Below are 4,108 nucleotides of genomic sequence, written 5' to 3' on the forward strand. Positions count from 1 at the left end.
CTTCGTCGATGGCCGCTTGCAGCGTCCAGCGTCCTTCGCCGGAGTCGGACACGCGACCTTCGAAATTGGCGAGGTCGGGGCTATGGCGCAGCGCGCTCGCCGTGAGGTCGAGAAGCCACGAGCCGATCACGCTGCCGCGACGCCAGACCTCCGCGACCTCGGCCAGGTTGATGTCATATTGATAGTATTCGGGATTGCGTAAGGGGGTGGTCTCGGCGTCCGTCTCTTGCTTGCGCTTTCCGACATTGCCGTTCTTGAGGATGTTCAGTCCTTCGGCATAGGCGGCCATGATTCCGTACTCGATGCCGTTATGCACCATCTTGACGAAGTGTCCGGCGCCGTTCGGCCCGCAATGGAGATAGCCGTTCTCGGCGGCGGAAGGCTCGCCGGCGGCGCCCGGTGTGCGCGCTGCCTCGCCGACGCCCGGTGCCAGGGTCTTGAAGATGGGATCGAGCCGCGTGACCACGTCGTCTTCGCCGCCGATCATCATGCAATAGCCGCGGTCGAGGCCCCAAACGCCGCCGCTCACGCCCACGTCCACATAGTGGATGCCCTTTTCTTTCAGCGCCTTAGCCCGGCGCAGATCGTCGTGATAATAGGAGTTGCCGCCGTCGATGATAATGTCGCCGGTCTCGAGCAGCGGCAGGAGTTCGGCGATCACCGCGTCCACGGCGCCCGCCGGCACCATCATCCAGATCGCGCGTGGCTTATCGAGGCCTTTGACGAACGCGCTCAGATCCGTGCTGCCCTTGGCGCCCTTGTCCGTCAGTGCCTTCACCGCGTCGGCGTGGGTGTCGAAGACGTGGCAATCGTGGCCGGCCTTCATCAGCCGCACGACCATGTTGGCGCCCATTCGACCGAGGCCGATCATGCCGAGTTGCATCGTTTCTCTCCTCGTTTTGCAGCCGTGAGCGTCCCGGCACGCCGGAATGCGAAAAGACTCTCAAAGACCCAGCGCCATTTTGGCCGCGGCCGCGACCCGTTCCGGCGTGAACCCGAAATGCTCCGAGACGACCTTCAGCGGCGCCGACAGGCCGAACGTATTCATGCCGAGCACGATCCCTTTGGGTCCCGCATAGCGGTCCCAGCCGATCGGCGACGCTTCCTCGACCGTGACGCGCGCCGTGACGGACGCGGGCAGCACCGACTCGCGATAGGCCTCATCCTGCGCATCGAAGAGCTCGCGGCAAGGCATTGAAACGACTCGCGCTTTAATCTTGTCCTTGGCGAGCAAGTCGCGCGCCGCAACGCAGAGCGCAACTTCGCTACCCGTGCCGATCAGGATCACGTCCGGCTTCCCATCCGGCGCGTCGGCCAGCACATAGGCACCGTTCGCCAGACCGCTCGCCGGGCCGAACGCCGAGCGGTCGAAGGTGGGAACGGCCTGGCGTGTCAGGATCAGCGCCACGGGGCGGCTCTTATGCGGCATCGCCAACCGAAAGGCCTCAACCGTCTCGTTGGCGTCCGCCGGGCGGATCACCATGAGGCCGGGGACCGCGCGCAACGAGACGAGCTGCTCGATCGGCTGGTGCGTCGGGCCGTCTTGGCCGAGGCTGATGGAATCGTGCGTCCAGATATGCAGCACGGGAAGATCCATCAAAGAGGCGAGGCGGATCGCGCCGCGCGCATAGTCGGTGAAGATCAGGTAGCAAGAGTCGTAGGCGCGTAAACCCGTCAGCACCATGCCGTTGACCACCGCGCACATCGCGTGCTCGCGGATGCCGTAGCGCAGATTGTGACCGCCATAGTCGCCGAGCGCGCCATAAGGTTGAAACTCGCCGGCATCCGGATAGTCCAAGATCACCTTCGTGCTGCCGGCTACGTCCGCCGCGCCGCCCAGCACCCAAGGCACCTTCGCCGCGATGGCGTTCAGCGTCTTGCCGGAGGTTCGCGCGTGGCGATGCCTTTCGCGTCTGGCGGGAATTCGGGAATGTCGCTGTCCCAGCCGTCCGGCAACTCGCGATCGCGGATCTGCTCGATCTGCTTGGCCTCGCCCGGATGCTTCTTGGCGTAGTCGGCAAACAGCGCTTCCCAGCGCGCGCGTGCGTCCGCGCCCCGCTGGCCCATATGGGTGGTGAAGTGCTGGCGCACGCCGTCCGGCGCGACGAAGAACTTGTCCGGATCGAAGCCGAGGAACGCCTTGGTGCGGCGCACCTCGTCGGGACCGAGCGGCTCGCCGTGAGCGGCCGGCGTGTCGTGCTTCTCGGGCGATCCGTAGCCGATATGGCTGCGCACATGAATGAGCGTCGGCCGGTCGTCCGTCGAAAGGAACTCCGTGTAGGCCGCGGCGACTTGGCCGAGATCGTTGGCGTTCGCGACCTCGGCGACATGCCAGCCATAGGCCTTGAAGCGCGCGACCACGTCCTCGGTGAAGGTGATGTCGGTGTGGCCGTCGATGGTCACGTTGTTGTTGTCGAAGATCCAGCAAAGGTTTGAAAGCTTGAGATGTCCGGCGAGCGAGGCCGCTTCGCTGCCCACGCCCTCCATCAAGCAGCCTTCGCCGCACAGCGCGTAGACATTAAAGTCGAACAGGTCGAAGTCCGGCTTGTTGTAGGTCGCCGCCAGCCACTTTCCGGCCATGGCCATGCCGACGCTCGTCGCCACGCCTTGGCCGAGCGGTCCGGTGGTGGATTCGCGCCCGTGGTCCAGCCATATTCGGGGTGCCCGGGCAGCGGCTGTTGTCCTCGCGGAAGGACTCGATGTCGGCAAGGCTTACCGCCTCGCCGCCTTGCTCCTGGTAGGAGGTCTCGGCCGCCTCGATCCCCGCCAGATGGATCAGGCTGTAGAGCAGCATGGACGCGTGACCCGCCGACAGCACGAAGCGGTCGCGGTTCATCCAATGCGGCGCCTTCGGGTCGTAGCGTAGGAATTGCTGCCACAGCGTGTAAGCCGTGGGTGCCGCGTCCATGGCCGTGCCGGGATGGCCGGAATTGGCTTTCTGAATGGCGTCGATCGAGAGTGTGCGGATCGTGTTGATCGCAAGTTCGTCGAGCTCGCCTGGGGTCTGCGCCACCGCCGTTACTCCCTTCAAGCCACCGTCACGAAAGCCGATGACACGCCGGTGAAGCTCGCGTCCATCGCCTTGTCCCAGACCTTCACGCCGCCGGTGATACCATCTTCGTTCGAAACCGTCCGCACAGTGTCCGGCAACGGCTTCTCGATCAAGCGCGCGTTGCCCCCGCCGATATAGAGCACGTCGTGATTGGTGACCGTGGCGAGAATGCCGGTGATCTCCCGCACGCGTTCATTCCATCCCTTGGGGCCGATGGCTTCGAGCGCCTCCTCTCCGAGATACTGATCGTATGTCGTGTGCGTCTTGATCGGGTGCTGGCTCATCTCGAGATGCGGGGCGAGACGCCCATGCTCGAATAACGCGAAGCCGAACCCCGTTCCTAAGGTGATCGCCAATTCCAGGCCGCGACCGGAGATTGCGCCCAAGCCTTGCACGCTCGCATCGTTGAGCATGCGCACCGGCCTCTTCAGCCGCTCATGGATGATCGCCGCAAGCTTGAATCCCTGCCACAGCTCTGTGCCGAGATTAGGGGCCGTGACCACATAGTCTTCGCGCACCACGCCGGGAAAGCCGATGGTGACGCGGTCATGCGGCCCGAGACTTGTCGCGAGGCCCACCAGCGCCTCGACCACCTGTTGCGGCACGGTCGGGTGGGGCGTGACCACCTGGTTCGGCCCTTTGAACATCTTCCCCTTCGGCGAGAGGATGCCCGCCTTTAGATGGCTGCCGCCGATATCGAAGGCGAGCGTGAGAGGACCTTGGTGTTCGTCGCGCGTCACCCTGGGCTCCACAGTTTGCGTTCTCGCCGCCCGCGGCGGCCTTCCTTGCTGCCGGCTTACGGTGCCGGCCTCAATATAAGGTGAAGCAATCGGATCAAGTCTTAGAACTGACGTACGTTTCCGATAGAGGAGTCTGGTCTTTGCTAACCTCGTGTGGAGGTAGGTGGTGAGCTTAGAGCATGCTGAACGCACTCAGCGTGCCGAAAGAATACTGCATGCAGGCGCCACGAAACTGCGCATTGGCAGCGGCCGCCAACATCTTGTCCATCATATCCACAGCCGCGGCGCGATTCCGGCGGATTGTGGGACTTGGCGG

The 4,108-nt window shown here is 64.1% G+C and carries 3 protein-coding genes and 1 pseudogene; all 4 read right to left on the reverse strand.

Translation table 11 applies throughout. The annotated features are described in order from the left end of the window. Positions 1 to 883 (reverse strand): phosphogluconate dehydrogenase (NAD(+)-dependent, decarboxylating) (gnd, locus tag AUC71_RS16395; RefSeq protein WP_069625121.1); only part of this gene is annotated, 883 nt, incomplete at its 3' end. A 60-nt stretch (positions 884 to 943) separates the two neighbouring features. Continuing rightward, positions 944 to 1,852, reverse strand: a complete 909-nt coding sequence (locus AUC71_RS22095) for a transketolase-like TK C-terminal-containing protein (protein WP_280139335.1) — start codon at positions 1,850 to 1,852, stop codon at positions 944 to 946. A gap of 17 nt (positions 1,853 to 1,869) precedes the next feature. After that, positions 1,870 to 3,013, reverse strand: a pseudogene (locus AUC71_RS22900) (transketolase family protein). A 14-nt stretch (positions 3,014 to 3,027) separates the two neighbouring features. Further along, positions 3,028 to 3,792, reverse strand: coding sequence for an ROK family protein (locus AUC71_RS16405; RefSeq protein ID WP_069625122.1), 765 nt, complete (start codon positions 3,790 to 3,792; stop codon positions 3,028 to 3,030). Positions 3,793 to 4,108 lie beyond the last annotated feature (316 nt).

The sequence above is a fragment of the Methyloceanibacter marginalis genome, from assembly GCF_001723295.1.
GTDB classification, from domain to species: Bacteria; Pseudomonadota; Alphaproteobacteria; order Rhizobiales; family Methyloligellaceae; genus Methyloceanibacter; species Methyloceanibacter marginalis.